Annotated in this window: 23 protein-coding genes; 7 read left to right on the top strand and 16 right to left on the bottom strand. The window is 72.6% G+C overall.

Features of this window, described 5'->3' with window-relative positions:
* Positions 1-52: 52 nt before the first annotated feature.
* From QWY29_RS04800 to rimP, 3 genes are all read right to left on the bottom strand, one after another.
* Positions 53-322, bottom strand: a complete 270-nt coding sequence (locus QWY29_RS04800; RefSeq protein WP_300959608.1) for a YlxR family protein — start codon at positions 320-322, stop codon at positions 53-55.
* A gap of 136 nt (positions 323-458) precedes the next feature.
* On the bottom strand, positions 459-1,433 hold the full coding sequence (nusA, locus tag QWY29_RS04795) for a transcription termination factor NusA (protein ID WP_300959519.1): 975 nt from the start codon (positions 1,431-1,433) through the stop codon (positions 459-461).
* A complete protein-coding gene (rimP, locus tag QWY29_RS04790) occupies positions 1,433-1,939 on the bottom strand; it encodes a ribosome maturation factor RimP (protein WP_300959518.1) in 507 nt (168 codons plus the stop codon). Before rimP ends, nusA begins: the two co-directional genes overlap by 1 nt.
* An 88-nt stretch (positions 1,940-2,027) precedes the next feature.
* Between rimP and QWY29_RS04785 the strand changes: the two genes are divergently transcribed.
* Complete coding sequence (locus QWY29_RS04785) at positions 2,028-2,570, top strand: hypothetical protein (RefSeq protein WP_300959517.1); 543 nt, start codon at positions 2,028-2,030, stop codon at positions 2,568-2,570.
* Entirely contained in the window at positions 2,567-3,001 is a 435-nt protein-coding gene (locus QWY29_RS04780) for a ferritin-like domain-containing protein (protein WP_300959516.1), read from the top strand. The genes QWY29_RS04785 and QWY29_RS04780 overlap by 4 nt, the downstream gene beginning before the upstream one ends.
* A gap of 188 nt (positions 3,002-3,189) precedes the next feature.
* Here QWY29_RS04780 and QWY29_RS04775 read toward each other — a convergent pair whose 3' ends face one another.
* The 7 genes from QWY29_RS04775 to dxr all read right to left on the bottom strand — a co-directional run bounded on the left by QWY29_RS04775 (position 3,190) and on the right by dxr (position 10,921).
* Complete coding sequence (locus QWY29_RS04775; protein ID WP_300959515.1) at positions 3,190-3,921, bottom strand: hypothetical protein; 732 nt, start codon at positions 3,919-3,921, stop codon at positions 3,190-3,192.
* On the bottom strand, positions 3,914-5,689 hold the full coding sequence (locus QWY29_RS04770) for a proline--tRNA ligase (protein WP_300959514.1): 1,776 nt from the start codon (positions 5,687-5,689) through the stop codon (positions 3,914-3,916). The genes QWY29_RS04775 and QWY29_RS04770 overlap by 8 nt, the downstream gene beginning before the upstream one ends.
* 61 nt (positions 5,690-5,750) lie before the next feature.
* Positions 5,751-6,113, bottom strand: a complete 363-nt coding sequence (locus tag QWY29_RS04765; RefSeq protein WP_300959513.1) for a DoxX family protein — start codon at positions 6,111-6,113, stop codon at positions 5,751-5,753.
* A 24-nt stretch (positions 6,114-6,137) separates the two neighbouring features.
* The gene (locus QWY29_RS04760) at positions 6,138-6,983 is read right to left on the bottom strand and encodes a GNAT family N-acetyltransferase (protein WP_300959512.1); all 846 of its coding nucleotides are present in this window, start codon (positions 6,981-6,983) and stop codon (positions 6,138-6,140) included.
* Between the two features lie 286 nt (positions 6,984-7,269).
* The gene (gene ispG / locus QWY29_RS04755; protein ID WP_300959511.1) at positions 7,270-8,421 is read right to left on the bottom strand and encodes a flavodoxin-dependent (E)-4-hydroxy-3-methylbut-2-enyl-diphosphate synthase; all 1,152 of its coding nucleotides are present in this window, start codon (positions 8,419-8,421) and stop codon (positions 7,270-7,272) included.
* 31 nt (positions 8,422-8,452) lie between these two features.
* A complete protein-coding gene (locus tag QWY29_RS04750) occupies positions 8,453-9,805 on the bottom strand; it encodes a M50 family metallopeptidase (RefSeq protein ID WP_300959510.1) in 1,353 nt (450 codons plus the stop codon).
* A 21-nt stretch (positions 9,806-9,826) separates the two neighbouring features.
* Positions 9,827-10,921, bottom strand: coding sequence for a 1-deoxy-D-xylulose-5-phosphate reductoisomerase (gene dxr, locus QWY29_RS04745; protein ID WP_300959509.1), 1,095 nt, complete (start codon positions 10,919-10,921; stop codon positions 9,827-9,829).
* Between the two features lie 56 nt (positions 10,922-10,977).
* Between dxr and gabT the strand changes: the two genes are divergently transcribed.
* Both gabT and QWY29_RS04735 read left to right on the top strand, forming a co-directional pair.
* On the top strand, positions 10,978-12,342 hold the full coding sequence (gene gabT / locus QWY29_RS04740) for a 4-aminobutyrate--2-oxoglutarate transaminase (protein ID WP_300959508.1): 1,365 nt from the start codon (positions 10,978-10,980) through the stop codon (positions 12,340-12,342).
* 31 nt (positions 12,343-12,373) lie between these two features.
* Positions 12,374-14,170, top strand: coding sequence for an N-acyl-D-amino-acid deacylase family protein (locus QWY29_RS04735; RefSeq protein ID WP_300959507.1), 1,797 nt, complete (start codon positions 12,374-12,376; stop codon positions 14,168-14,170).
* 151 nt (positions 14,171-14,321) lie between these two features.
* Here the strand turns inward: QWY29_RS04735 and QWY29_RS04730 are convergent, their stop codons facing one another.
* Both QWY29_RS04730 and QWY29_RS04725 read right to left on the bottom strand, forming a co-directional pair.
* Positions 14,322-15,542, bottom strand: a complete 1,221-nt coding sequence (locus QWY29_RS04730; protein ID WP_300959506.1) for a saccharopine dehydrogenase family protein — start codon at positions 15,540-15,542, stop codon at positions 14,322-14,324.
* Between the two features lie 37 nt (positions 15,543-15,579).
* Positions 15,580-17,013 (bottom strand): gamma-aminobutyraldehyde dehydrogenase, encoded by a 1,434-nt coding sequence (locus tag QWY29_RS04725; protein WP_300959505.1) that lies wholly within the window; start codon positions 17,011-17,013, stop codon positions 15,580-15,582.
* A 143-nt stretch (positions 17,014-17,156) separates the two neighbouring features.
* On the opposite strand from QWY29_RS04725, the gene QWY29_RS04720 reads away from it, so the two are divergent.
* Positions 17,157-18,545 carry an aspartate aminotransferase family protein gene (locus QWY29_RS04720; RefSeq protein ID WP_300959504.1) on the top strand — a complete coding sequence of 463 codons (1,389 nt, stop codon included), beginning with the start codon at positions 17,157-17,159 and terminating at the stop codon, positions 18,543-18,545.
* A gap of 97 nt (positions 18,546-18,642) precedes the next feature.
* Here QWY29_RS04720 and QWY29_RS04715 read toward each other — a convergent pair whose 3' ends face one another.
* From QWY29_RS04715 to QWY29_RS04700, 4 genes are read right to left on the bottom strand one after another with little or no spacing between them, the layout of a single operon-like run.
* Entirely contained in the window at positions 18,643-19,470 is an 828-nt protein-coding gene (locus QWY29_RS04715; protein ID WP_300959503.1) for an ABC transporter permease, read from the bottom strand.
* Positions 19,467-20,375 carry an ABC transporter permease gene (locus tag QWY29_RS04710; protein WP_300959502.1) on the bottom strand — a complete coding sequence of 303 codons (909 nt, stop codon included), beginning with the start codon at positions 20,373-20,375 and terminating at the stop codon, positions 19,467-19,469. Before QWY29_RS04710 ends, QWY29_RS04715 begins: the two co-directional genes overlap by 4 nt.
* The gene (locus QWY29_RS04705) at positions 20,376-21,560 is read right to left on the bottom strand and encodes an ABC transporter ATP-binding protein (RefSeq protein ID WP_300959501.1); all 1,185 of its coding nucleotides are present in this window, start codon (positions 21,558-21,560) and stop codon (positions 20,376-20,378) included.
* Complete coding sequence (locus QWY29_RS04700; RefSeq protein WP_300959500.1) at positions 21,553-22,764, bottom strand: polyamine ABC transporter substrate-binding protein; 1,212 nt, start codon at positions 22,762-22,764, stop codon at positions 21,553-21,555. The genes QWY29_RS04705 and QWY29_RS04700 overlap by 8 nt, the downstream gene beginning before the upstream one ends.
* A 188-nt stretch (positions 22,765-22,952) precedes the next feature.
* Here QWY29_RS04700 and QWY29_RS04695 point away from each other — a divergent pair, with 188 nt between their 5' ends.
* Both QWY29_RS04695 and QWY29_RS04690 read left to right on the top strand, forming a co-directional pair.
* Positions 22,953-23,426: an Lrp/AsnC family transcriptional regulator gene (locus QWY29_RS04695; protein ID WP_300959499.1), complete on the top strand. Its 474-nt coding sequence runs from the start codon at positions 22,953-22,955 to the stop codon at positions 23,424-23,426.
* Positions 23,427-23,500: 74 nt separating this feature from the next.
* Positions 23,501-24,787 (top strand): NAD(P)/FAD-dependent oxidoreductase, encoded by a 1,287-nt coding sequence (locus tag QWY29_RS04690; RefSeq protein ID WP_300959498.1) that lies wholly within the window; start codon positions 23,501-23,503, stop codon positions 24,785-24,787.
* Positions 24,788-24,789 lie beyond the last annotated feature (2 nt).

Below are 24,789 nucleotides of genomic sequence, written 5' to 3'. Positions count from 1 at the left end.
AGTTACTCATCGAGTGCTCATGAGCTGCTGCTCCAGTTCCTGGTCGTGTGCATCAGGTGTTGACAGGTCGGACGTGCGTGCGAGCGAGGTGCTCGGCCAGCGGTGCGCTGGAGAGCCCGGACGTGCCGCTGGTCCTCAGGGCCCGGCCGAACGCCTTGCGGCGCACCGCGAGGTCGAAGCACTCCTGGGTGGGGTGCAGGTGAGCACCACGCCCCGGAGCGGTGGCTGTCGGATCGGGCAGCACGGCCGGTCGGCCGTCGTCGTCCGAGCCGGCGGTCACCCGCAACAACTCGCGCTTCGCGGCCCGCTTCCGACAGCCCACACAGGTCCGGACCGGCCCCGAGGGGTCGATGTCGTCCGGGCGTGCGGAGGACTGGGGAGAGCGAGCCACTGGGGGCAACCTTACCGGGTCGGCCGCCCATTCCCGAACCGGCAGGGGGCTCCGGACCGGGCGGACCTCAGTCGTCGTCGCCCTCGTCGGACCGGATGTCGATCCGCCAGCCGGTGAGGCGGGCCGCGAGGCGGGCGTTCTGCCCCTCCTTGCCGATGGCGAGCGAGAGCTGGAAGTCCGGCACCACGACCCGCGCGGACCGGGCGGCGGCGTCGACGACCTCGACCGAGGTCACCCGGGCCGGGGACAGCGCGTTGGCCACCATCGACGCCGGGTCCTCCGACCAGTCGACGATGTCGATCTTCTCGCCGTTGAGCTCGGCCATCACGTTGCGCACGCGCTGGCCCATCGGGCCGATGCACGCACCCTTGGGGTTGACCCCCGAGGCGCTGGTGTGGACGGCGATCTTGGTGCGGTGGCCGGCCTCGCGGGCGATCGCGGCGATCTCGACGGTGCCGTCGGCGATCTCGGGGACCTCGAGCGCGAAGAGCTTCTTGACCAGGTTGGGGTGGGAGCGCGACAGCGTGATCTGCGGGCCGCGCATGCCCTTGCGCACCGAGACCACCAGGCACTTGATGCGCGTGCCGTGGCTGTAGTCCTCGCCCGGGACCCTCTCGCTGACGGGCAGCAGCGCCTCGAGCTTGCCGAGGTCGACCATGACGTCGTCGGGGTTGCGGCCCTGCTGGATGACGCCGGAGACGATGTCGCCCTCCTTGCCGGAGAACTCACCGAACCGGATCTCGTCCTCGGCGTCGCGCAGCCGCTGCAGCATGATCTGCTTCGCGGTCGTCGCGGCGATCCGGCCGAAGCCCTGCGGGGTGTCGTCGTACTCCCCCACCTGGTTGCCGTCGTCGTCGAGCTCGGCGGCCATCACGCTCACGTGGCCGGACTTGCGGTCCAGCTCGACGCGCGCACGCTCCTGCGCCCCGGGCGTCTTGTGGTACGCCGTGAGCAGGGCCTGCTCGATCGCCTCGACGAGCACCTCGAAGGAGATCTCCTTCTCGCGCTCCAGCATCCGCAGGATGCTCAGGTCGATGTCCATCAGGACTCCTCCTCCTCGGGACCCTCGTCGGGGTCGGCCTTGCGGTTGAACTCGACCTGCACCAGCGCCTTGGCGACGTCGGCGTACGCCACCCGCCGCTCGCGGCCGGTGACGTCGAGGACGGCGCCCTCCTCGTCGGAGGAGGTGACGCGCCCGGTGAGGGTCTCCCCGGCGGTCGTGGTGACCTTGACCAGCCGGGTGACGTTGCGGCGCCAGTGCCGCGGGAGCGTGAGGGGGCGGTCGACGCCCCGGGAGGTGACCTCGAGGGTGTAGGGGTGCTCGCCCATGACGTCGGAGGCCTCGAGGACCCGGTCGACCTCACGGGTGGCGTCGGCGACGTCGTCGAGGGTGACGCCGCCGTCCTTGTCGACGGCCACCCGGAGCACGCGGCGCTTGCCGGCGGGGGTGATCTCGACGGCCTCGACGTCGAGCCCCATCGCCAGCAGGGGGTCGCGGAGCTCCTCCTCGATCCGGTCCCGGACGGCGTCCTGCTTGCCTGTGGTCACGGGTGGGCGACCTCCCTGTTCTGTTGTCCTGCGGTTCCCAGCGTCCGGACACCATAGCCCGCGCCGGGACGGACGTTAGGGTCACGCCGTGCCTCCCCTGCCACCCACGTCACGACGCGCCGTCGTCGGCGTGGGCGCCGTCACCCTGGTGCCCCTCGTGGCCGGGTCGCTGGCCGGCTGCGAGGCCCCGGACCTGGGCGACCTGGCCGACCGGGTGACCGGCGACGACCCCTCTGCGGCTGCCTCGCCGACCCCGGCGCCCGACCCGCAGGCCGACGAGGCGCTCCTCGACGAGGTGGTGGCCGGGCTGGCCGCCGACCTCGCGCTGGTCGCTGCGGTCCGGGTGCGCCACCCCCGCCTGCGCGACGCCCTCGACCCGCTCGAGCAGGTGCACGTCACGCACCTCGCCGCGCTCGAGGGCGAGCAGCAGGGACCGTCGGCTCCCCCGACGGCCGACGCCGCCGCAGCCCTCGGGCTCGTACGCCGCCGGGCGGCCGCCGCCCAGCGGCGGCTGGTCGACCAGGCCGTGCGCGCCGACAGCGGCGAGCTGGCCCAGCTGCTCGCGTCGATGGCGGCCGCGGTCGCCCAGCAGCTCGTCGTGCTGCCCCGACGGCCGGGGGCGGGCCGGTGACCGCGCTCGACGCGCTCCAGGCGACGCTCGCTGCCGAGCACGCCGCGCTCCACGTGGTCGGCGCGCTCGGGGCGCAGACGTCGCAGACCGGTGCGCCGGGGCTCTACGCCGCCCTGCAGGACTCCTACGTCCAGCACCGCGCCCAGCGCGACCGGCTGGACCGGGAGCTGCGCGACCGGGGGGCCGAGCCGGTGGCCGCACTGCCGGCCTACGCGCTGCCCGAGCGGCTGGCTGAGGTGCCGGCCGTCGAGCGCCGGGCGCTCGAGCTGGAGACCGGTTGCGCGGCGGCGTACGCCTCGCTCGTGGGGCACACGGTCGACGACCTGCGGCGCTGGGCGGTCGAGGTGCTCATCCGCACAGCGGTCCGCGGGCTCGCCTTCCGAGGAACTCCCGAGATGTTCCCCGGGGTCGGCGAGCACGCGGACAGCTGAGGACCCGGACACGTGGGTCCGAGGGGGCCGTCCGAGGTGGGGACCGACGACGAGCGCCCTCGTGCAGAACTCTGCAGCACCCGGTGCGCCCGGGTCGATGCCCGCGACGCCTCAGGTTCGTGCACTGCAGGTTCCTGCAGTGCGCCGTTGCCGGCGGCGGTCGAGCGAGCCGGGTCGGGTGACCGGGGTCAGCGGACGAGCTCGGCGCCCTGCCCCACCCAGCGGCCGTTCTCGCGCACGAGCCGGACGACCAGGCCGACCGGGCCGGCGGGCGTCGCTGCGGCGACGACGGCGCTCGCGCGGTCGCGGGAGTACGTCGTCAGGCCGGCCGCCAGCGGCTCACCGGCGCCGCGGCTGCCGACGACGCGGCCGGCGGCGGCGAGGGCGCGGCGACGGGCCGGATCGGCCTCGTCGGCGCCGGGGCCGGCGGTCGCGGTGAGGTCGACCCGCACCTCGAAGACCAGCATCCGCTCCCCGGAGGCGTCGACGGTGACGAGGACGGGCGCGGCGGCCTGGCCGCCGAGCAGCACCAGCGCCTCCGCCCCGGCACGGTCCGCGGTCGTGAGCCCGAGCGCCCGCACGCCGACGTCGGCCGCGCCGAGCGGCAGGTCGGCGAGGGCGGCGCCGAGCGTGGGCGTGACGACCTGCCGCACGGCCGCGACGTCGCCCGAGACGACCGTCGTGACGGCGCGGCGGGCGAAGTCGAGGTACTCCTGGCGCCGCCGGTCGGGGACCGGCTCCTGCTCGCGCACCTGGCCGGGACCGCGCCCGGACTGCTCGGCGGTGTAGGCCGGGACGTAGCCCTCGGGCCCGTCGCCGCGCGCGTCGAGGACGACCCAGGTCGCCGCGGCCAGCACCGCGGGGGTCAGCACCCCCAGCAGCAGGGCCGTGCCGGCACGGCCCCGGAGCAGGTCAGGCACGGACCAGGCGGACGAGGTGGTCGACGACGTGGTCGGCGGGCACCTGCTCGCGCTCGCCGGTCCGTCGGTCCTTGACCTCGACCACGCCGTCGGCGAGGCCCTTGCCGACGACCACGATGGTCGGGACGCCGATGAGCTCGGCGTCCTTGAACTTCACGCCGGGGCTGACCTTGCCGGGGCGGTCGTCGTAGAGCACCTCGACGCCCTGCTTCGCGAGCTCGTGCGCGATCCGCTCGGCGGCGGCGAAGACCGCCTCGTCCTTGCCGGTCGCGACGAGGTGGACGTCGGCCGGCGCGACCTCGCGCGGCCAGGACAGCCCGAGCTCGTCGTGGGTGCCCTCGGCGACCGCTGCGACCGCGCGGGAGGCACCGATGCCGTAGGAGCCCATGGTGACGGTGACGAGCTTGCCGTTCTCGTCGAGCACCTTGAGGCCGAGGGCGTCGGCGAACTTGCGACCCAGCGCGAAGATGTGGCCCATCTCGATGCCGCGGGCGGTCTCGAGCACGCCGTCGCCGCGGGGGCAGGGGTCGCCAGCACGCACGTCGGCCGCCTCGATCGTGCCGTCGGGGGTGAAGTCGCGGCCGGCGACGAGGTCGAGCACGTGGCTGCCGGGCGTGTCGGCGCCGGTCACCCAGCGGGTCCCCTCGACGACACGAGGGTCGACGAGGTAGCGGATGCCGGACTCGTTCTCCTCGCCCAGCACGCCGGGGCCGATGTAGCCCTTCACCAGGCTCGGGTGCTTCTTGAACTCGGCTTCGTCGAAGGCCTCGATCTCGGCCGGGTAGACCTGCGCGTCGAGGCGCTTGAGATCGACCTCGCGGTCACCGGGGACACCGATCGCGAGCGGCTCGCGGGTGCCGTCGGGGTGGTGCAGCACCACGAGGACGTTCTTGAGCGTGTCGGAGGCCGCCCAGGGGCGGTCCTCGCGCGCGTGGGCCTGGTTCAGGTGGTCGACCAGCGTCTCGATGGTGGGGGTGTCGGGCGTCTGCTCCGCGTGCGCGGCCGGGGCGTCGCCGTACGGCACCGGGCTCGGCGTGGGCACACGCACCGCCTCGACGTTGGCGGCGAAGTCGCAGGCCGTGCACCGGACGTAGGTGTCCTCGCCGTTGTCGGCGCGAGCGAGGAACTCCTCCGACATCGAACCGCCCATGGCGCCGGACATCGCGGACACGATGACGTACTCGAAGCCGAGCCGGTCGAAGATCCGGATGTAGGCGTCGCGGTGGCGCTGGTAGCTCTCCTCCAGGCCGGCGTCGTCGACGTCGAAGGAGTAGGAGTCCTTCATCACGAACTCGCGGCCGCGCAGCAGGCCGGCGCGCGGGCGCGACTCGTCGCGGTACTTCGTCTGGATCTGGTAGAGCGCGAGCGGCAGGTCCTTGTAGGAGGAGTACAGGTCCTTGACCAGGAGCGTGAACATCTCCTCGTGGGTGGGGCCGAGCAGGTAGTCGGCGCCCTTGCGGTCCTGCAGGCGGAAGATGTTGTCGCCGTACTCCGTCCACCGGTCGGTGGCCTCGTAGGGCTCGCGGGGCAGCAGCGCGGGGAAGCTGACCTCCTGCGCGCCGATGCCGTCCATCTCCTCGCGGATGATGTCCTCGATGCGGCGCAGCACCTTCAGGCCGAGCGGCAGCCAGGTGTAGATGCCGGGCGCGGCGCGGCGGATGTAGCCGGCGCGCACGAGGAGCCGGTGGCTGGGGACCTCCGCGTCCGCCGGGTCGTCGCGCAGCGTGCGGACGAAGAGGCTCGACATGCGCAGGATCCGGGCGGTCATGGGCGCAAGGGTACGGCGGCCGCCCGGCCGTCGGCGCGGGGGTTCCTGCGCCCCCGCCGGGTCAGCTGCGCGCGGCCTTCAGCGCCGCCCGGATCATCGGCAGCTGCATCGGCAGGCGGCCGATCGCGATCGCCTTGAACCGGGTGCTGCGCGTGCGCAGCGAGTCCTGCGCCATCTTCACGTTGCCGGGGAAGACGCCGACCAGGACGGCCACGCTGGCGTACCCCGCCGCCCGGCGCGTCGCGGGCACGGCCATCCCGGCCGCGCACAGCAGCTCGGCCACGCCGCTGGCGTAGATGACCTCGCGGTGCGCCGGCACCCAGGCCGGCATGAGCGGCTCGAAGACCTCGGGCTTGACGAGGTGGACGACGCCGCTGACGGTGAAGCCGGTGGCGAGGACCTTGGCGCTCAGGGGCAGGCTCATGGCTGCACCCTCTCAGGGCACCGGTCAGAACATGACGGTGGAGAACCGTGCGGTCTCCTCGAAGCCGACCCGGGCGTAGGCGCGACGGGCCGCCTCGTTCCACTCGTTGACGTAGAGGGAGACGACCGGCGCCACCTCGGCGCGGACGACCTGCGCCACCGCGGCCATGCCGTGGGCGGCCAGTCCCTGGCCGCGCTGGTCGGGCGGGACCCAGACCCCCTGGATCTGGGCGGCGTGCGGGGAGGCGCAGGCGACCTCGGCTTTGAAGACCAGCCGGTCGCCCTCGAACGCGGCGAAGGACCAGCCCCGGTTCATCAGCTGGGTGACCCGGGCGCGGTAGAGCTCGGCTCCCCCGCCGTGCTCGGGACTGATGCCGACCTCCTCGGTGTACATCGCCACGCACGCGGGATAGAGCTCGGCCATGTCCTGCCGGGTCGTACGACGCACCCGTGGGTCCGGCTCGACCTGCGGCGGGCCGGCGATCTCGAGGTGGGGCTGGCGCCAGCGGGCCTCGCGCGGCTGGTCCCAGCCGCCGGCCACGCCCTCCCACAGCGCCTCGACGGCCGCGTGCGGGCCGACGATCGTCGACACCGTGCGGCCCCGCCCCAGCGCCCTCTCGGCGAACGCGCGGGCGTCGTCGGGACCGGCCTGCACCGGGACCAGGTTGGCGCCGACGTGGCAGGCCGCGACGAGCTGGCCACCCTCGAAGCGGCCCCACATCTCCCCGCCGAGCCAGCGCGGCTCGAGGTTGGTGGTGCGGGCGCGGTAGTCGGCGAACACGTTGACCACCGGGTCGAGCGCGGTGAGCTCGAGGAACGCGGACAGGTCCGAGGCCCCCAGGGCGCGCACACCGGACCGGGTCGACAGCACGTCGGCAGCCTACGGGGTCGCGCGCGTCGCCGGGAGCGCCCGTTCCCGGCGGACCGTCTCCGGCGCAGGTCGGTGTCAAAGGGACGGACAGGGGGACCAATTCACCGGTCAACCGGTGGATTGGTGAGCTCGACCGAAGGAACTCACGCTTGACCGAGGAACCTTCATCGGTCGAGCGCGAGGTTCTTCGGTCAAGTCCGTCGCGAGCCCGGGCCGGACGAGTCCTCGGTCGACCGAAGGATCGACGAGCCGGACCGATGGCCGGACGGACGAACCTGCCGGGTGATCAGCTGACGGTGACCTGGGCGCCGGCACCGTCGACGGACTCCATGCCCTCGGCGATGCGCATGGCCTCCTCGATGAGGGTCTCCACGATCTGCGACTCCGGGACGGTCTTGATGACCTCGCCCTTGACGAAGATCTGGCCCTTGCCGTTGCCGGAGGCGACACCGAGGTCGGCCTCGCGGGCCTCGCCGGGGCCGTTGACGACGCAGCCCATGACGGCGACGCGCAGCGGGACCTCCATGCCCTCGAGGCCGGCGGTCACCTCGTCGGCGAGCTTGTAGACGTCGACCTGGGCGCGGCCGCACGAGGGGCAGGAGACGATCTCGAGGCGCCGCGGGCGGAGGTTCAGCGACTCCAGGATCTGCAGGCCGACCTTGACCTCCTCGACCGGCGGGGCCGAGAGCGAGACGCGGATGGTGTCGCCGATGCCCTGGGAGAGCAGCGCGCCGAAGGCGGTGGCGGACTTGATGGTGCCCTGGAAGGCCGGGCCGGCCTCGGTGACACCGAGGTGCAGCGGCCAGTCGCCCTCGGCCGCGAGCAGCTCGTAGGCGCGGACCATCACGACCGGGTCGTTGTGCTTGACCGAGATCTTGAAGTCGCGGAAGCCGTGCTCCTCGAAGAGGCTCGCCTCCCACTTCGCGGACTCGACCAGCGCCTCGGGCGTGGCCTTGCCGTACTTCTCCATCAGCCGCTTGTCCAGCGAGCCGGCGTTGACGCCGATGCGGATGGAGGTGCCTCGGTCGGCCGCCGCGCGGGCGATCTCCTTGATCTGGTCGTCGAACTTCTTGATGTTGCCGGGGTTGACCCGGACCGCGGCGCAGCCGGCGTCGATCGCGGCGAAGACGTACTTCGGCTGGAAGTGGATGTCGGCGATGACCGGGATCTGGCTCTTGGCCGCGATCGCGGGGAGGGCCTCGGCGTCGTCCTGGCTCGGGCAGGCCACCCGGACGATGTCGCAGCCCGACGCGGTCAGCTCGGCGATCTGCTGGAGGGTCGCGTTGATGTCGGCGGTGACCGTCGTCGTCATCGACTGAACCGAGATCGGGTGGTCGCTGCCGACACCGACCTTGCCGACCTGGATCTGACGGGTCTGTCGGCGCGGCGCGAGCACCGGCGGCGGTGCCGCGGGCATGCCGAGGCTGATGGCGGTCATGGCCCCCAGCGTACGGCGCGGACCGAGCCGGTCAGGACTCCGGCAGGTGCAGCGGCACCACGAGGTCGCCGACGATCAGCACGACGCCCATGACGAGCATGGCCGACGCGACGACGTACGCCACGGGCAGGAGCTTGGCCGCGTCGACGTACCCCGGGTCGGGGCGGCCGAGGAGCCGGGCGAACCCGCGCCGGACGGCCTCCCACAGGGCGCTCGCGATGTGGCCGCCGTCGAGCGGCAGCAGCGGGATGAAGTTGAACATCCCGATGAAGAAGTTGAACCCCGCGATGAGCAGCAGCAGGAAGGCCAGCTTGTCGTTGCCGGGGATCTCCTCGTGGGCGGTCGTCTCGCCCGCGAGGCGGCCGCCGCCGACGATGCTGACCGGGCCCTCGGGGTCGCGCTCCTCGAGGCCGACGATGGCCTGCGCGACGTCCCAGACCTTGGCGGGCAGGGTGGCGAGGGCGACGAGGGTGTCCTTCGTCATCTGGCCCATCTCGCCCAGGGTGTAGCCGACGCCGCCGGTGACGATGTCGGCGCTCGGCGAGATGCCGAGGAAGCCGACCTGGGTGAGGGTGTCGTCGGTGGCCGAGGTCGGCCGGGCGGAGACGGTGGTGTTGGTGACGACCGTCTGCTGCTGGCCGTCGCGCTCGACGAGGATCTCCGCGCGACCGTCGTCGTTGCCGCGGATGAGCTCCTGCAGCTGCTGCCAGTCCTCGACCGGCGTGCCGTTGAAGGCGAGGAACCGGTCGCCCGGCTCGAGGCCCGCGCGGACCGCGGGCGTCACCGGGTCGGCGTCGGTGCAGACCCGGCCGTCCTCCTCGACGGGCACGACGCACTCCTGCACGGAGCTGACGACCGGCTGGATCTCGATGTCGCCCGGGTTGCCGTAGCTGCCGAACACCGAGGCGTAGATGCCGAAGGCGATCAGGATGTTGACCGTCGGCCCGCCGGCCATGACGACGACCTTCTTCCACCACGGCATCTTGTAGAACAGCCGCGTGTCGTCGCCCGGCTCGACCAGCTCCCACTCCGCCGCGCGGGCGTCGGAGATGAGCTGGGTGAACATGCCGGTGTTGGACTTGCGCACCCGCACGACCTGCTGGCCGTGCTCGTCGTACGTCACCTCGTCGGCGACCGCGGCCGCGCCGGGCGGCAGCATCCCGATGATCTTCACGTAGCCGCCGAGCGGGATGGCCTTGAGGCCGTACTCGGTCTCGCCGACGCGCTTGCTCCACACGGTCGGGCCGAAGCCGATCATGTACTGCGTGACCTTCCCCCCGAACGCCTTGGCGGGGATCATGTGGCCCAGCTCGTGCAGGCCGATCGAGGCGAGGATCGCGACCACGAAGGTCACCACGCCGAGGAGGTAGAGCAGGGCGGTCATCGGGGTCCGTTCAGGGGTGGGTCACGGCTCGAGCAGCGCCTCCGCCCGGACCCGGGCCCAGGCGTCGGCGGCGAGGACGTCGTCGACGGTGAGGTGCTCCGTCGAGGGTACGTCGTGCTCGCCCAGGACGGCGGCGACCGTGGGGACGATCTCGGTGAAGCGGAGGGCGCCCCGGCGGAAGGCGTCGACGCAGACCTCGTTGGCGGCGTTGTAGACCGCCGGGGCCGTCGCGCCCCGCTCCCCGGCCGCGCGGGCCAGCGCGACCGCGGGGAACGCCTCGGCGTCGAGCGGGTGGAACTCCCACGTCTCGGTGCGGGTCCAGTCGACCGGCGCGGCGGCGTCCGGCACCCGGTCGGGCCAGGCCAGGCCCAGGGCGATCGGGATCATCATCGTCGGCGGGCTGGCCTGCACCAGCGTCGAGCCGTCGACGAACTCCACCATCGAGTGCACGACACTCGTGGGGTGCACCACGACCTCGATCCGGTCGTAGGGGATGCCGAAGAGCAGGTGCGCCTCGATGACCTCCAGCCCCTTGTTCACCAGGGTCGCCGAGTTGATCGTGATGACCGGCCCCATGTCCCACGTCGGGTGCGCCATCGCCTGCTCGGGCGTGACGTCGGCCAGCTCCGCCGCCGTGCGCCCGCGGAACGGGCCGCCGCTCGCGGTCAGCACCAGGCGGCGTACCTCCTCCGCGGCGCCGCCGCGCAGGCACTGCGCCACCGCGGAGTGCTCGGAGTCGACCGGCACGATCTGGCCCGGCCGCGCGCGCTCGAGGACCAGCGGGCCGCCCATGACCAGCGACTCCTTGTTGGCCAGCGCGAGCGTGGTGCCGGCGTCGAGCGCGGCGAGCGTGGGCCGCAGGCCGACCGCGCCGGTGATGCCGTTGAGCACGACGTCGGCGCTCATCGCGGCCGCCTCGACGCTGGCCTCCTCCCCCAGCCCGCTGTACGCCGGCCGCAGCTCGGCCACCTGCTGCTCGAACAGCTCGGGCTGGGACCCGCCCGCCGTCAGCCCGACCACCCGAAACCGGTCGGGGTTGGCCCGCACCAGGTCGATCGCCTGGGTGCCGATCGAACCGGTCGAGCCGAGGATGACGATGTCGCGGCGGTCTGTCACCGGCCCAGTCTCCCAGCCGGCTCCCGTGTGACCCGGAGCACGCCTACGCTTCGGCCATGACGACGACGTCCGCACCCAGCACGACGCCCACCACGGGCGGGCCCGGCCTGCCCCAGGAGCGCCGCCTGGTCACCGAGATCCCCGGCCCGCGCTCGCTGGAGCGGCTCGAGCGCAAGCGCGCGCACGTCGCGGACGGCGTCGGCACGACGCTGCCGGTCTTCGTGGCCGCGGCGGGCGGCGGCGTGTTGGTCGACGTCGACGGCAACTCGCTGATCGACCTCGGCTCGGGCATCGCGGTCACGACGGTCGGCAACGCGGCGCCGGCGGTCGTCGAGCGGGTCTCGGCGCAGCTCGAGGCGTTCACCCACACCTGCTTCATGGTCACGCCGTACGACGGGTACGTCGACGTGTGCGAGCGGCTCGCCGAGCTCACCCCCGGCGACCACGCGAAGAAGTCGGCCCTGTTCAACTCCGGCGCCGAGGCGGTCGAGAACGCCGTCAAGATCGCGCGGGTGGCGACCGGTCGCGACGCGGTCGTCGTCTTCGACCACGCCTACCACGGCCGCACCAACCTCACGATGGCGATGACGGCGAAGAACATGCCCTACAAGCACGGCTTCGGGCCGTTCGCGGGCGAGGTCTACCGGGCGCCGATGTCCTACCCGTTCCGCGACGGGCTGAGCGGCGGGGAGGCCGCCCGCCGCGCGATCGACGTGGTCGAGAAGCAGGTCGGCGCGACCAACCTGGCCTGCGTCGTCATCGAGCCCGTGCAGGGCGAGGGCGGCTTCGTCGAGCCCGCGCCCGGCTTCCTGCCCGCGCTGGCGCAGTGGTGCCGCGCCAACGACGTCGTGCTGGTCGCCGACGAGATCCAGTCCGGCTTCTGCCGCACCGGCGACTGGTTCGCCTGCGACCGCGAGGGCGTCGTGCCGGACCTGGTCACCACCGCCAAGGGCATCGCCGGCGGCCTGCCGCTCGCCGCGGTCACCGGTCGCGCCGACCTCATGGACGCCGTCCACGTCGGCGGGCTCGGCGGCACCTACGGCGGCAACCCGCTGGCCTGCGCCGCCGCGCTGGGGGCGATGCAGGAGATGACCGACCACGACCTCGTCGGCCGGGCCCGCGCGATCGAGACGATCATGCGCGGCCGGCTCGACGCGCTGCAGGCCGAGCATCCGGTCATCGGCGACGTCCGCGGGCGCGGGGCGATGATGGCGATCGAGCTGTGCGAGCCCGGCACCACCGAGCCCGACCCCGTGCGCGCCGCCGCCGTCTCGGCGTACTGCCACCAGCAGGGCGTGGTCACGCTGACCTGCGGGACCTGGGGGAACGTCTTCCGGTTCCTCCCGCCGCTGGCCATCTCCGACGCGCTGCTGCACGAGGCTTTCGACGTCGTGGCCGACGGGTTCCGCGCAACCGCTTGACGCGCGTCAGGATCCCTTGTTCGATCCGAGCGTGACCTACGACACGATCATCAAGGGCGGCCGCTGGTTCGACGGGACGGGTGCGCCCTCCGCGGTCCGGCACCTGGGGGTCCGCGAGGGCCGCGTCGCGACGGTCTCCGCCGAGCCGCTCGACGAGACCGGTTGCCCCGACGTCGTCGACGCGACCGGGCAGTGGGTCATGCCGGGCATGGTCGACATCCACACGCACTACGACGTCGAGGTGCTCGAGGGGCCGACCCTCGAGGAGTCGCTGCGCCACGGCGTCACCACGATCCTCCTCGGCTCGTGCTCGCTCTCGACCGTCCACGTCGACGCCGTCGACGCCGGCGACCTCTTCGGCCGGGTCGAGGCGATCCCGCGCCAGCACGTCATCAAGTCGGTCGGCTCGCACAAGACCTGGCGCTCGGCCGAGGAGTACGTCGCCGCGCTGGAGTCGCTCCCGCTCGGCCCCAACCTCGCGTCGTTCATCGGCCACTCCGACATGCGCGCCGCCACCATGGGCCTGGACCGCGCCACCCGCGACGACGTCCGCCCCACCCGCAGCGAGCTGGACCGGATGGAGCGGATGCTCACCGAGGCGCTCGACGCCGGCTTCATCGGCATGTCGGCCCAGCAGCTGCTCTTCGACAAGCTCGACGGCGACCTCTGCCGCTCGCGCACCCTGCCGTCGACGTACGCCAAGCACCACGAGATGCGCCGACTGCGTGACGTGCTGCGCCGCCGCGGCCGCGCGCTGCAGGCCGGCCCCGACGCCACCCACCCGCACACGATCGTCACCCAGGCGCTCGGTTCGATCGGGCTGTGGCGCAAGCCGCTGAAGACCAGCCTGCTCTCGGCCGCCGACATCAAGGCCATCCCGTTCATCATCCACCTGATGCGCCTGCTCGGCGGCGTCGTCAACCGGCTCGGGGCCGACTTCCGCTGGCAGCACCTGCCGGTGCCGTTCGAGGTGTACGCCGACGGCATCGACCTGGTGATCTTCGAGGAGTTCGGCTCCGGCGCGGCCGCGCTGCACCTGCAGGAGAAGCTCGCGCGCGACGAGCTCATGCGCGACCCGGCGTACCGCGCCCGCTTCCGCAAGGACTACGAGTCGAAGTACGGCCCGCGCGTGTGGCACCGCGACTTCTTCGACGCCGAGATCGTCGCCTGCCCCGACGCCTCGGTCGTCGGGAAGTCCTTCGGTCAGGTCGGTGTCGAGCGCGGCGGCGCCCACCCCGTCGACGCGTTCCTCGACCTGGTGCTCGAGCACGGCACGGCGCTGCGCTGGCGGACCACCATCTCCAACCACCGCCCCAAGATCCTGCAGAAGATGGCGCAGACGCCGAGCATCCAGATGGGCTTCTCCGACGCCGGCGCCCACCTGCGCAACATGGCCTTCTACAACTTCGGGCTGCGGCTGCTCAAGCACGTGCGCGACGCCGAGCGCGCCGGCAAGCCGTTCCTCAGCGTCGAGCAGGCCGTGCACCGCCTCACCGGCGAGCTCGCCGAGTGGTACGACCTCGACGCCGGCCACCTGCGCGTCGGCGACCGCGCCGACCTCGTCGTCGTCGACCCCGAGCGGCTCGACGCCTCGCTGGAGGAGTACGCCGAGTCCCCGGTCGACCAGTACGACGGCCTGTCGCGCATGGTCAACCGCAACGACGCCACCGTCCCGCTCGTCATGGTCGGCGGTCGCACCGTCTGGCGCGACGGGCAGGCCGCCGACGTGCTCGGCCGCGAGCGCACCGGCCGGTTCCTCCGCGCCGGCCAGTCCGCCGTCGACCCGCTCCCCGCCTCCGGCGCCGACGCCATGCCGTCCGCCAGCTGACCGGCCTCCGCCCAGTCCCCGCTGGTCGAGCAGACCGGCTGGTTGAGGCGGTTGCGCTGGCAACCGTCTCGAAACCCGCCGGGCCAGCGGCCTCCTGCCGGCAGGTTTCGAGACAGGCGCTGCGCGCCTTCCTCAACCAGCCGGTGACGGCTCAGGCGTCGAGCTCCCGGATGCCCCACGGGCTGCCGTAGGAGGTGAGCAGGTCGAGGAACGGGACGGCGTCGAAGGCCTCGGGGCCGAGGACGCCGGCGCCGCTCCAGACGCCGGTGGCGAGCAGCTCGAGGGCGACGACGGGGTTGATGGCGGTCTGCCAGACGACGCACTGGTGGCCGTACTCGCGCATGGACCACTCGTTGTCGACGACGTGGTAGAGGTACGTCGACCTCGGCGCGCCGTCCTTGCCGCGGCCGGTGACCCACAGCCCGGCGCAGGTCTTGCCGGTCATCAGCGGCCCGAGCTCGGCGGGGTTGGGCAGGCAGGCGGCGACCACGTCGCGCGGGCTGACCTCGACGTCGCCGACGCGGACCTTGTCGGTGCGGTCGAGGCCGAGCTTGTGCAGGGTCTTGAGGACCTCGATGAACTCGTTGCCGAGGCCGTACTTGAACGTCGCGCGCTTGCAGTCGACCCAGCGCGGCATGAGGAGCACCTCCTCGTGCTCGACGTTGACGCACTCGACCGGGCCGATGCCCTCGGGGAAGACGAAGACCTCCGGCTCGGAGAACGGCGCGGTCGTGCGCCACTCCCCCTGCCCGGTGCCGTCGCCCTCCCAGATGACCGGCGGGTTGAGGCACTCCTCGATGGTCGTCCAGATCGAGAACGACGGGGCGAACTCGTAGCCCTCGACGGCGAGGTTGGCGCCGTCGCGGGTGCCGAGCTCGTCGATCTCGGAGAACAGGTGGTCGGCGGCGTACCGCGCGAAGACGTCGGAGAGGCCGGGCTCGACACCGATGCCGACCAGCGCGAGACGGCCGTCGGCCTCCCAGGCGTCGGCGGCGGCGAACTGCTCGTCGCCGAGCTTGACGCCGGTCTGCTCGTACGGCGCGTCCGGGTGCGGCCGCGACAGCGACATCGCCATGTCGAGGTAGTCGGCGCCCGCGGCCCGCGCCCCCTCGAAGACCGGCATGACGAAGCGCGGGTCGACCGCGTTCATCACGTGGGTGGCGCGGTGTTCGCGGGCCAGCGCCGCGACCGACTCGGCGCTCGAGGCGTCGACCTGGGCGGCGGTGAACCGCTCGTCGGCCGCGGCCGCCGCGCGCTCGGCCGAGGCCAGGGAGTAGTCCGCGACGACGACCGCCTCGAAGAAGTCGCGGCGCACCGCGATGGAGCAGAAGGCGGCGCCGACGCCGCCGGCGCCGATCAGAAGGATGCGCATGGGTCTCCCTGGGGTGGTGGTCGGGTGGTCCACGGCGTCACTCACCTATGTAGCTCATGACGTGCTTGATCCGGGTGTAGTCCTCGAGGCCGTACATCGAGAGGTCCTTGCCGTGGCCGGAGTGCTTGAAGCCGCCGTGCGGCATCTCCGAGACGTAGGGGATGTGGGTGTTGATCCACACGACGCCGAAGTCCAGGCCGCGCGACATCCGCATGGCGGTGCCGTGGTCGCGGGTCCAGACGCTGGAGGCGAGGCCGTACTTGACGCCGTTGGCCCAGCGCAGCGCCTCCGCCTCGTCGCCGAACCGCTGCACGGTGATGACCGGCCCGAAGATCTCCTCCTGCACCTGCTCGTCGTCCTGCCGGAGGCCGGAGAGCACGGTCGGCTCGTAGAAGTAGCCGGCCTCCCCCTGGCGTCGGCCGCCGGCCTCGAGGCGGGCGTGGTCGGGCAGGCGGTCGACCATGCCGGAGACGCGGGCGAGCTGGTCGGCGTTGTTGAGCGCGCCGTAGAGGACGTCCTCGTCGTCGGGCATGCCGGTGCGGGTGTTGCGCGCCTGCTCGGTGAGCGCCGCGACGAAGTCGTCGTGCACGCCCGGGCCGGCGAGCACGCGGGTGGCGGCCGTGCAGTCCTGGCCGGCGTTGAAGTAGCCGGCCTCGGCGATCGCGGCCGCCGCCTTCTCCACGTCGGCGTCGTCGAAGACGATGACCGGCGCCTTGCCGCCGAGCTCGAGGTGGACCCGCTTGAGGTCCGCTGCAGCGGCGCCGGCGACCTCCATGCCGGCGCGGACCGAGCCGGTGATCGAGACCATCTGCGGCGTCGGGTGCGCCACGAGCGCCCGGCCGGTGTCGCGGTCGCCGCACACGACGTTGAGCACCCCCGGCGGGAGGAACTCCTGGGCCAGCTCGGCCATCATCGTCGAGGTCGCGGGCGTGGTGTCCGACGGCTTGAGGACGACCGTGTTGCCGGCCGCCAGCGCCGGCGCGATCTTCCAGACCATCATCGGCAGCGGGTAGTTCCAGGGCGTCACCTGCCCGACGACGCCGATCGGCTCGCGGCGGATGAAGGAGGTGTGGTCGGCGAGGTACTCCCCCGCCGACTTGCCCTCGAGCACACGGCACGCGCCGGCGAAGAAGCGGAAGTGGTCGACCGTCGGCGGCATCTCCTCGCTGGCGGTCAGCCCGATCGGCTTGCCGGTGTCGCGGCACTCCGCGGCCACGAACTCCTCGGCGCGCGCCTCGAGCGCGTCGGCGATGCGCAGCAGGGCCAGCGACCGCTCCTGGGGCGTCGTGGAGCCCCAGCCCTCGAAGGCGCGCTGCGCGGCGGCGTACGCCCGGTCGACGTCCTCGGCGCCCGACCGCGGCGCACGGGCGTAGACCTGCCCGGTGCTGGGGTCGAGGACCTCGTAGGTCTCGCCGGAGGCGGAGTCGACGGTCTGGCCGTCGACGACATTGCGGAACGACTGCTCGGCCATGGCCAGACCCTAGTGATCCGGGACGCGGATGGGGAGGCCTCAGCGCGATTCGTCCACGGATTTCGTCGCGAAACATGCCCGACACATGCGGAATCATGCGCGGCGGCTTGCTCCGACCCCTGACCTCGGCGCACCATGGGGCCATGCACCCGGACTACGACCACCTGCAGCAGGCCGCCAAGGACCACCTCTGGCTGCACTTCGCCCGCCACGGCGCGTACGCCGACGGCGACGTGCCGATCATGGTGCGCGGCGAGGGCGCCTACCTGTGGGACGCGACCGGGAAGCGCTACCTCGACGGGCTCGCGGGCCTCTTCGTCTCCCAGCTCGGCCACGGGCGCACCGAGCTCGCCGAGGCGGCGGCCAAGCAGGCCCAGGAGCTGGCGTTCATGCCGCTGTGGTCCTACGCCCACCCGCCGGCCATCGAGCTGGCGGAGAAGGTGGCCGCGCACGCCCCCGGCGACCTCAACCGCGTCTTCTTCACCAGCGGCGGCGGCGAGGCCGTCGAGACCGCGTGGAAGCTGGCCAAGAACTACTTCAAGCTCACCGGCCGGCCGATGAAGCACAAGGTCGTCAGCCGCTCGATCGCCTACCACGGCACCACCCAGGGCGCGCTCTCGATCACCGGGCTGCCGCTGCTCAAGCAGCAGTTCGAGCCGCTGGTGCCCTCGACGTTCCGAGTGCCCAACACCAACGCCTACCGCGCCGACGAGATCACCTCAGGCTTCCTCGACGGCTCCGACCCGGAGGCGTTCGGCCGCTGGGCCGCCGACCAGATCGCGATCGCGATCGAGAACGAGGGCCCCGACACCGTCGCGGCCGTCTTCCTCGAGCCGGTGCAGAACGCCGGCGGCTGCTTCCCGCCCCCGCCGGGCTACTTCCAGCGGGTCCGCGAGATCTGCGACGAGTACGACGTGCTGCTGGTCTCCGACGAGGTCATCTGTGCCTTCGGGCGGGTCGGCCACATGTTCGGCGCCGAGCGCTACGACTACCAGCCCGACATGATCACCTGCGCCAAGGGCATCACCTCCGGCTACGCCCCGCTCGGCGCGATGATCGCCTCCGACCGGCTGATGGAGCCGTTCCTGGAGGACAAGGCGATGTTCGCCCACGGCTACACCTTCGGCGGCCACCCGGTCTCGACCGCGGTCGGCCTGCGCAACCTCCAGCTCTTCGAGGAGGAACGCGTCCTGGAGAACGTCCGCGACAACGAGGCCGAGTGCCGCGCGATCCTCGAGCGGCTGCTGGACCTGCCGATCGTCGGCGACGTCCGCGGCGACGGGTACTTCTACGGGATCGAGCTGGTCAAGGACAAGGCGACCAAGGAGTCCTTCACCGCCGAGGAGTCCGAGCGGATCCTCTACGGCTTCGTCTCCAAGCAGCTCTACGCCGAGGGCCTCTACTGCCGCGCCGACGACCGCGGCGACCCGGTCGTCCAGCTCGCCCCGCCGCTCATCTGCGGCCCCGAGCACTTCGAGGAGATGGAGCAGGTGCTCCGCGTCGTCCTCGACAAGGCCGGCTCGCTGCTCTGAGACCGTCTCGTGATGCCTAGCGGGCGCTCCGGCGCCCGCTGGGCATCACGAGCTCCCGGGATCCGCCGTACGCCGGGTCAGGTCGCCGTACGCCGCGTCAGGTGCGGGCGGCGAGGCGACGGCGGTTGCCGACCTCGCCGACGACGACGATGGCGACCGAGACGAGGAACATCACGGTGCCGATCACGTTGACCTGCATCGGCACGCCGCGCTGGGCGACGCCCCAGACGTACATGGGGAACGTCGTGGTGGTGCCGGCGTTGAGGTTCGTGATGATGAAGTCGTCGAAGGACAGCGAGAAGCTGAGCAGCGCGGCGCCGAGGATGCCGGGGAAGACCAGCGGGAAGGTCACCCGCCAGAAGGTCTGGGCGGGCGTGGCGTAGAGGTCCATCGCGGCCTGCTCGAGGTGGTCGTCCATGCCCGCGAGCCGGGCGCGCACGGCGACCACCACGAACGACAGGCAGAACATCACGTGGGCGACGAAGATCGTCCAGAAGCCGAGCTGGCCGCTGAAGCCGGTCGCCACGAAGAGCGCCAGCAGCGAGGAGCCGAGCACGATCTCGGGGGCAGCCATCGGCAGGAAGACCAGCAGGTTGCTGGCCGAGCGGCCGGCGAAGTCGTGGCGCACCAGGGCGAAGGCCGCGAGCGTGCCGAGCACGGTCGCCACGAGCGTCGAGAGCAGGCCGATCTGCACGCTGCGGGCCAGCGCGTCGCACATGCTCGGGTCGGCGCAGGGGTTGGCCCAGTTGTCGAGGGTGAAGGCGTCGAAGGCGTAGACGTTGCGGCTGGCCGGGGCGTTGAAGCTCATCAGCACGACGATCGCGATCGGCACGAACGTGTAGGCCAGCACCAGCAGGCCGAGCACGAGCACGAGGTGCTCGCGGACCCACCGGCCGGCGGCGCTCGAGGGGCGCGGCGCGCTCACAGCAGGTCCTCCGTCCCCGCGCGGCGTACGTAGACCAGGACCATCACGACGATCAGCATCATCAGCACCATCGAGAGCGCGGCCGCCGCCGGGTAGTCGTTGGCGTCGGTGAACAGGCTCTGGATGACCCCGCCGACCATCCGCTGGTTGGGCGAGCCGAGCAGCTCGGCGTTGATGTAGTCGCCGGAGGCGGGGATGAAGGTCAGCAGCGTCCCGGACACGACGCCGGGCAGCGACAGCGGCCAGGTGACCTTGAAGAACCCGACGGCCGGGTGCGCGTAGAGGTCGCTGGAGGCCTCGACGAGCCGCGGGTCGATCTTGTCCAGGCTCGCGTAGAGCGGCAGCACCATGAACGGCAGGAAGTTGTAGGTCAGGCCCGCCACGACCGCGACCGGCGTCGCGAGCAGGCGGCCGTCGTCGCCCAGCACCTGGAGGAACTGGAGCGTGCCCACGACCCAGCCGTCGTCGGCGAGGATCAGCTTCCACGACAGCGTGCGCACCAGGAAGCTGGTGAAGAACGGCGCGACGACCAGGACGAGCATGAGGTTCTTCCACCGGCCGGCCTTGAAGGCGATCGCGTAGGCCAGGACGTAGCCGAGCACCAGGCAGAAGAGGGTCGCGATCGCGCCGTACCAGAGCGAGCGGAGCAGCGGGCGCCAGTACTCGCCGAGCGCGTCGACGTAGTTGCCGACCGCCCAGGTCATCTCGTAGCCGCGGAAGTCCGACCCGGCCGGGTCGTAGAGGCTCGTCGCGACGAGCGAGTAGAACGGCACGACGAAGAACAGCACCAGCCACAGCAGGCCGGGCAGGAGCAGCAGGTAGCCGGTCCGGCCGCGGCGCCGACCGGTGTCCGGCGGCAGCGGCGCGGCCTCGAGGGGCGGGGCGACCCCCGCGGTGCTGGTCACTCAGCCACCCACGCGCTCGGCGGCGCCGGCGTCGGCGTCCTGGCTGCGGTCGAGGAGGAAGGCGTACTCCGGTCGCCAGGACAGCTCGACCGACTCCCCCTGCGTGAACATGTGGGTGCGGCCGGTGTTCTGGGAGAACACCTGCAGCTCCTGGCCCCACGGCATCCGCACGAGGTACTGCGTGCTGACCCCGACGAAGCTGACGTCGCTGACGACGCCGCCGGGGATGGTGTTGCCGGGCGCGTCGAGCTCCTCCCCCGGTCGCCCGACCAGCACCTTCTCCGGGCGGATGCCGACCCAGCCGGCGTCGGCGTCGGTGTGCACGCGCGGGCTCGGCACCGAGACCTCGATGCCGTGCATCTCGACGGTCGTGACGTCGGCGGCCCGGCGCAGGACGCGCCCCTCGATCAGGTTGGACTGGCCGAGGAAGTTCGCGACGAAGGTGCTGCGCGGGTTCTCGTAGAGCTCGGCCGGCGCACCCATCTGCTCGATGACGCCGCCGTTCATCACCGCGACCGTGTCGGCCATCGTCATGGCCTCCTCCTGGTCGTGGGTGACGTGGACGAAGGTCCGGCCGACCTCGACCTGGATCCGCTTGACCTCGATCTGCATCGAGCGACGGAGCTTGAGGTCCAGCGCGCCCAGGGGCTCGTCGAGCAGCAGCACCTCGGGGTTGTTGATCAGCGCCCGGGCGAGCGCGACCCGCTGCTGCTGGCCGCCGGAGAGCTGGGCGGGGCGCTTGCGGGCCTGCGAGGTGAGCTCGACCAGCTCGAGCATCTCGCGCACCTTCGCGTCGACGTCCTTGGTCTTTCGCCGGCGCAGGCCGAAGGCGACGTTCTCGAAGATGTCGAGGTGCGGGAAGAGCGCGTAGCTCTGGAAGACGGTGTTGACCGGGCGGCGGTAGGGCTTGGCGTAGGTGATGTCCTGCCCGGCGAGGGTGATCGAGCCCGAGGTCGGCGTCTCCAGCCCGGCGACCATCCGCAGCGTGGTGGTCTTGCCGCAGCCCGACGGGCCGAGCAGCGCGAAGAACGAGCCGCGCGGCACGTCGAGGTCCAGCGAGCGCACCGCGGTGAACCCGCCGGGGAACTCCTTGGTCACGTCGCGCAGCCGCAACCCGTCGTACGCCGCGTGGTCGCCGTGGGCCGCCGCGGGCGGGTGCTCCGGGCTCGTGGGTGTCTCAGCCACCTGTGACATCGGACCAGTCCCTTTCGTAGGCCATCGCCTGGCGGTCGTCGAGCGGCATGAACGCGAAGGTCTGCGCGAGCATCTCGGCGTCGGGGAAGATCAGGTCGTTGTCGACCAGCGACGGGTCGAGCTTCTCCATCTCCTCGCGGGCGCCCTCGACGGGGCAGATGTAGTTGACCCAGGCCGCGAGCCGCGCCGCGACCGCCGGGTCGTAGAAGTGGTCGATCCAGGCCTCGGCGTTGGCCTGGTGCTCGGCGCCGTTGGGCACGAGCATGTTGTCGCTCCACAGCGCGAGGCCCTCCTCGGGCGCCACGAACTTGATGTCGGGGTTCTCGAACTGCAGCTGGATGATGTCGCCGGACCACGCCTCGCAGGCGACGATGTTGCCGGCGGCGAGGTCCTGGAGGTACTCGTTGCCGGTGAAGGCGCGGACCTGGCCGTCGCTGACGGCCTTGCGCAGCCGGTCGATCGCGTCGCCCCACTGGTCCTGGGTGAAGTCCTCGGGGTCGGCGCCGACCACCTTGAGCGCGAACGCCATCGTGTCGCGCATCTCCGAGAGCAGGGTGACCCGCCCCGCGAGGTCGGGGTTGTCGAGCAGCTCGCTGAAGCTGCCGATCTCCCCGGTCTTGGCCGCGTTGTAGGCGACGCCGGTCAGCCCGGTCTGCCAGGGCGCGTGGAACTGCAGGTCGGGGTCCCACGCGACGCCGCGCAGCGGCTCGATCAGGTTGGCGTGCAGGTTGGGGACGGCCTTGCGGTCCAGCGGCTGCGTCCAGCCGAGGCTGATCATTCGCGCGGCCATCCAGTCGGTGAGCATCATCAGGTCGCGGCCCACCGGCTCGCAGCTGCCGAGCTGGTTGCGGACCTTGCCGTAGAACTCGGCGTTGTCGTTGATGTCGTCGGTGTAGCGGACCGTCACCCCGGTCCGCTCCTCGAAGAGGTCGCGGGTGTTGCCCTCGTCGCGACGGGGGTCGATGTAGCCGGGCCAGTTCGAGACCACGACCAGCCGGTCGTCGCCCGAGCGGTCAGGCGCGGCGCACTCGGCGGGGTCCTGCTGGGCACCGTTCTGGCCGAAGAGCGGCAGCACCCCGACGCTCGCGCCCGCCACTGCGAGGCCCCCCAGGCCTCGCAGGACGGTACGCCGCGTGGCCAGCCCGCCGCGGGCGGCCGACGGGCCGGTGCGCGGTCGCGGTCTCGTCCCGGTCATCCGGCTCCCCTCGGCGGCCCTGCTCGTCCCTGGCTGGCGTGCTCCGGATCGTGCCACCGAGGCGGGCCCCCGGCAAGGGAAACCGTCGAGACGAAACCTGTTGGCAACGAAATCGATCGTCGACCGTCGTCGCGTGTCGGCGTTCCGTGGGTCGCCGGACCGCGCCGCTCCGTGGAAGAGTGCCGCCCATGACCCGCCGGCAGGACCGCACGCCCGTCGCGCTCGACGACGTCTCGAAGGCCATCATCGAGCAGCTCCAGCAGGACGGCCGGCGCTCCTACGCCTCGATCGGCAAGGTCGTCGGGCTGTCCGAGGCCGCCGTGCGCCAGCGCGTCCAGCGCCTGGTCGACGGCGGGGTCATGCAGGTCGTCGCGGTGACCGACCCCCTCGAGCTCGGCTTCGCGCGGCAGGCGATGGTCGGGGTCAAGGTGCAGGGCCCCCTCGAGCCGGTCGCCGACGCGCTGAGCGCGCTCGACGAGGTCGACTACGTCGTCATCACCGCCGGCTCCTTCGACCTGCTCGTCGAGGTCGTCTGCGAGAGCGACGACCACCTGCTCGACCTGCTCTCCCACCGGGTCCGCTCGATCGAGGGCGTGGTGGCGACCGAGACGTTCATGTACCTCAGCCTGCGCAAGCAGACCTACTCCTGGGGTGTCCGCTGACCCGCGCGCTGTGGCACGACACGGCCCCGCCCGCCCCGTCGCGCCCACCCCTCCCGGGCGCCCGCGACGCCGACGTGGTGGTCGTCGGCGGCGGCTACACGGGGCTGTGGACGGCGTACTCCCTCGCCGTCGCGGACCCCTCGCTGCGTGTCGTGGTGCTCGAGGCCGAGCAGGTCGGCCACGGCGCCTCGGGACGCAACGGCGGCTGGTGCTCCGCGCTCTTCCCCGCCTCGCTGGCCTCCCTGGCGGCCACGGCCGGGCGCGACGCCGCGCTCGCCCAGCACCGCGCGATGCGCGCGACCGTCGACGAGGTGGCGCGCACGGCTGCTGCCGAGGGCATCGACTGCCACCTGGCCAAGGGCGGGACCGTCGTCGTCGCCCGCAACCGCGCGCAGTGGACCCGCGCCCGGGCCGAGGTCGCGGCCGCCCGCACCTGGGACCGCGGCGAGGACGACCTCCGGCTGCTCGACGCCCGCGAGGCGACCGGCGTGCTGCGCGCCCGCGGCACCGTCGGCGCGACCTACACCCCCGACTGCGCGGCGATCCACCCCGCCCGGCTGGTGCGCGGGCTCGCGGAGGCGTGCGAGCGGCACGGCGTCACGATCCACGAGTCCACGCGCGTCACGGCGATCGAGCCGGGCCGCGCCCGCACCGCCGCCGGCGACGTGCGCGCGGACGTCGTGGTGCGGGCCACCGAGGGCTACACCCCGCTCCTGCCGGGCCTGCGCCGCGCGGTGGTGCCCGTCTACTCGCTGATGATCGCGACCGAGCCGCTACCGCCGGCCGTGTGGGACGAGATCGGCCTGGCGCGGCGCGAGACGTTCAGCGACCACCGCCACCTGGTGATCTACGGCCAGCGCACCGCCGACGACCGGCTGGCCTTCGGCGGCCGGGGCGCGCCGTACCACCTCGGCTCGCGGGTCGACCCCGCCTTCGACCGCGACGAGCGGGTCTTCGCCGGGCTGTACGCCACCCTGGTCGACCTCTTCCCCGTGCTCGCCGGCACTCGGGTCACCCACGCCTGGGGTGGCCCGCTCGGCATCGCCCGCGACTGGTGCGCCTCGGTCGGCCTCGACCGGCGGACCGGGCTCGCCTGGGCGGGCGGGTACGTCGGCGACGGCGTCGCCACCACCAACCTCGCCGGCCGCACCCTGCGCGACCTCGTGCTCGGCCACGACACCGACCTGGTCCGGCTCCCCTGGGTCGGCCACCGGTCCCCCGCGTGGGAGCCCGAGCCGGTGCGCTGGCTCGGCATCAACGCCGGCCTGCGCGCCACCCGGCTCGCCGACGCCGAGGAGTCCCTCACCCGCCGCCCCAGCCTGCTCGCCCGGGCCACCGCCACGGTCGTCCCCGCCGGCTGAGC

Source organism: Nocardioides abyssi (assembly GCF_030412915.1).
Classification (GTDB): domain Bacteria; phylum Actinomycetota; class Actinomycetes; order Propionibacteriales; family Nocardioidaceae; genus Nocardioides; species Nocardioides abyssi.
This window is presented reverse-complemented; position numbering and strand designations above follow the sequence as displayed.